The 3504-nt window shown below is 52.5% G+C and carries 4 protein-coding genes; 3 read left to right on the top strand and 1 reads right to left on the bottom strand.

Annotated elements, in window-relative coordinates; translation table 11 throughout:
* The 3 genes from Q0F21_RS06410 to Q0F21_RS06400 all read left to right on the top strand — a co-directional run.
* A partial coding sequence (locus Q0F21_RS06410; RefSeq protein WP_297238424.1) for an FKBP-type peptidyl-prolyl cis-trans isomerase occupies positions 1–288 on the top strand: 288 nt, incomplete at its 5' end.
* Between the two features lie 59 nt (positions 289–347).
* Complete coding sequence (locus tag Q0F21_RS06405) at positions 348–1223, top strand: FKBP-type peptidyl-prolyl cis-trans isomerase (protein WP_297238422.1); 876 nt, start codon at positions 348–350, stop codon at positions 1221–1223.
* A 171-nt stretch (positions 1224–1394) separates the two neighbouring features.
* Entirely contained in the window at positions 1395–2708 is a 1314-nt protein-coding gene (locus tag Q0F21_RS06400; protein ID WP_297238420.1) for a hypothetical protein, read from the top strand.
* A gap of 75 nt (positions 2709–2783) precedes the next feature.
* Here the strand turns inward: Q0F21_RS06400 and Q0F21_RS06395 are convergent, their stop codons facing one another.
* A complete protein-coding gene (locus Q0F21_RS06395; RefSeq protein ID WP_297238418.1) occupies positions 2784–3299 on the bottom strand; it encodes a hypothetical protein in 516 nt (171 codons plus the stop codon).
* Between the last annotated feature and the right edge of the window lie 205 nt (positions 3300–3504).

Raw genomic sequence — 3504 nt, 5'->3', positions numbered from 1 at the left:
GGTCCCAAGCCATCCTCCAGCGACACAGTCAAGTGCCACTACGAGGGGGCTCGTATCGATGGTCAGATCTTCGACAGCTCTGTCCGTCGTGGTGAGCCTGCGACCTTCCCCGTCAATGGAGTGATCCAGGGCTGGCAGGAGGTGCTCCCGATGATGCCTGTTGGCTCCAAGTGGAGAGTGGTCATCCCAGAGGAGCATGCATATGGAAGTCATGGTGCCGGTCAGCTGATCGAGCCCTATATGGCTCTCATCTTTGAGATCGAGCTCCTCGGTATAGAAGGCAAGTAAGATCCCTGCACCCTCTCATTGAAGAAAAATATCAACACATTAAATATCACACAATCATCATGAAAAAGACCGTAGTAACCCTCCTCGTCGGCACTGTAGCCGCCATGGGAGTGATGACGGGATGTGGCAATGGTCAGGGGACCGCTAAGCTGGTGACCCCTCAGGACTCTGCTGCATACTTCTTAGGTCTCTCACAGACCATGCCCCTGCATGAGCAGTGGGACCAGTATCAGTATCAGGTGCCAGGTGACTCTGCATCCAAGAAGGACCAGTTCATCCAGGGCTTCCGTGATGCGCTCACCTCAGGTAGTGCCAAGGCAGCCTACTCCAATGGCTACCTCATGGGCTTCCAGCTCATTGACTCATGGGAGGGCTTCAATGCTCGCATCCCCGGTGACTCACTCGATAAGCAGAAGTTTATCGATGGTCTGATCGCCGGTCTCTCTGGCAAGGTGGATACGACCCTGACGATGGATGCCATCAATAACTACATGCAGGAGTACTTCGCCAATGCTCAGAAGATCGTCGAGGATCAGAATAAGAAGGCCGGTGCCGACTTCCTCGCTGCTAATAAGTCTAAGGAGGGTGTCGTAGAGCTCCCCAGCGGTCTCCAGTACCGGATCGACAAGCTTGGTGACGGCATCAAGCCCGCTGCCGAGGATACCGTCGTAGTTCACTATAAGGGGACTAAGCTGGACGGTACCGTCTTTGACTCCTCTTACGATCGCGGTGAGTCTGCGACCTTCCCTCTCACGGGAGTCATCCAGGGCTTTAGCGAAGGTCTGCAGCAGGTACCCGCAGGCTCCAAGGTGACCCTCTGGATCCCCGGCGAGCTTGCTTATGGTCAGCGTGGCTCAGGTGACCAGATCGGTCCGTATGAGCTGCTTACATTCGAGATGGAGCTTCAGGAGGTACGACCCGCCGCAAAGAAGTAATTAGAATATTGTGCCTGACTAAGGCATAGTGTCTTTGACGAAAGGGGTGTGTCGAAAACTCGACACACCCCTTTCGTGTTATTATTTTTTTACATTTGTAACGTGGTTATTGAGTTGCAATACCGGTTGCATAGATAGCCGATTACTTATCCCATTCGTTTCGTTAGCATTATGAAACAAGCATGTAACTTATCGATCCTGCTGATCGGGCTTATGATGCTTCTCTCAGGCTGTGGCTTGATGAAGCTCTTTACCTCGGAGCAAGGGGATGTCTGTATGGCTCGATTGGAGACCAAGGAAGGAGCCACCTACACCGGGTATCTCAGAATGCCCATGTCGGGCGACAAGGAGCTCAAGCTCTTCGATGACCTTGCTCTCAAACACTCCGCCGGAACTTTCAAGTCCGAGGAACTGAAAGGCATCGAGCTTAGCAACCCCAAGCAACCCGACTCGAGCTATCGCTTTGAGTATAAAAAGTTCTCCTCTTTCCTGCGAAGCAATACCGCATGGATGACTCTCGTAGATAGGGGGCCTGAGCTTACGGCCTACCTCCTTGCCTCTTCGTACAAGATTGATGAGAAAGGGGACATCTTCTTCATCGGCAACGAGCAGCGGATCATACGTGGTGGAGGAAGTATGGCTGTGGTAAAGCCCAGTTTCCCGCTATTCTTGGAGAAGCGCGGAGGTATCCTAAGAAAGGTAGCTCTGGTACACGGGGTCAACTATGAAGGATCTCAGTTTAGAGGCGGAGTGGTCAGATTTCTTGCCGATGATCCGGAGCTCTGTAGCTATGTGAGGGGACTGAAGTGGGAGTTTGAGGACATAGATAAGGTAGTGAAGTACTACGATCCTCATCGCAAGGGTGAGCTGGTCATTAGGGATGACCGGGGTCAAGTCCTCGCTCTGCCGCCACATAAGATGGTCACGGATGCGCTGTCGGGCGAGCTTATCTACACTGCGGATGTGGCTAAAAACCTTACACCACACTTTGGGATGGCCTCCTACCTCGGGCTCCGCTCATCACTCGGGACGTACTTCACCTATGGCGGGTCTGTAGGGTTCAATCAGCCGTGCCTCGTGGATGATACAGCACTGATAACGGAGGATCCGAGCTTCTTGATGAAAGATCGCAAGGAAGTGGAGGTGCCCCAGGAGTTCATCAAGCGAGTGACCCTTTTTAGCTTTAATGCTTATGCGGGTCTGCAGGTACCACTTGACCTGAAGTCTGTCTATGTCATTCCATCCCTGAGTGGATGTGTTACCGGTGACCTTCACTCCGACTACAGCCTGATTAGTGTTGGACCACTCGTCCGGTGCGACCTTGGCATCCCTCTGAAGTATGGGAATATGCTCTTCTTCGGTGCCGGATACAAGTATGGCTTCCCCATCAAGGATGCAGATGAGATGGCAGCGGACAACTACAAGAATGTGACTCCTTATGGCCAGTCTCATACTGTCTTCCTGACCATCGGTTATATGTATTGACCCGAAGATCTTCCTAAAATAAGGGAGCGAAAGAGACGTCTCTTTCGCTCCCTTATTAATTTTTGTGGCAGTAAGCTATTGCTGACGGATGGTGGCTCTGGAGATAAGGGAGTCTGTGCCCCTTTCGGTCGGATCAAGGGTCTCGAGGATCTCGGGGAGGGTCTCCACCCAGTCGATCTGAGGAGCGATCTCATCCATGGTGTAGCTTTCTCGGAGCCAGTCCGCAGTCCCGCTCAGGAGTAGGGTGATGAGGTCTTGTCGTAGCTCCTCTTGCACGCCATCAAGACCCTCCAGGACCAGCCAGGCTGCTCCCTCGGTGGAACCGTCCTCTAAGTCGGCAAATCGAGTAAATGCACCTATTCGAAGTCGTGGCTGGCGCTCAGGAGACTGTGCCAGTCCGGCCTCGGTGACGAGATCAGAGTAAAGCTGATCAGCCTCATCGTGAGCGTAGATCACCATCGGGAAGGACTCGGTATAGCCCTTGCTGGCAAAGAATCCGCTCCAGTCGGCTCGATTGAGCAGTCGGGTTGCGGACACGTTATTGGCGGTCAGCTGTGTGTCGCCCCATTTGTCGTCTATTTCTGTATCCATATCTATTGATTAAGTGTTACAAGGTACAAGATACTTCATTTTAGGGACTCTGGGTCAGCACTCCTATACTCACTTCGCCTAAGTATTAAGCTGAAAATGCGAATTAGCCGCCCTATGAAACAGTCAGGCGGGGGCTTGAAGTGTGAGGAAAAAAGTGTACCTTTGCCACCACTTAAGAGTACGGGATGTAGCACAGTTGGTAGCG

Source organism: uncultured Porphyromonas sp., from assembly GCF_934359325.1.
GTDB lineage: Bacteria > Bacteroidota > Bacteroidia > Bacteroidales > Porphyromonadaceae > Porphyromonas_A.
The sequence above is the reverse complement of the archived record's forward strand: the minus strand, read 5'-3'. Positions and strand labels throughout refer to the sequence as shown.

What these genes read in the sequence shown, in the direction of transcription:
- Q0F21_RS06395 (WP_297238418.1), bottom strand. Translation starts at nt 3,299, where the DNA reads ATGGATACAGAAATAGACGACAAATGGGGCGACACACAGCTGACCGCC.
- Q0F21_RS06400 (WP_297238420.1), top strand. Translation starts at nt 1,395, where the DNA reads ATGAAACAAGCATGTAACTTATCGATCCTGCTGATCGGGCTTATGATG.
- Q0F21_RS06405 (WP_297238422.1), top strand. Translation starts at nt 348, where the DNA reads ATGAAAAAGACCGTAGTAACCCTCCTCGTCGGCACTGTAGCCGCCATG.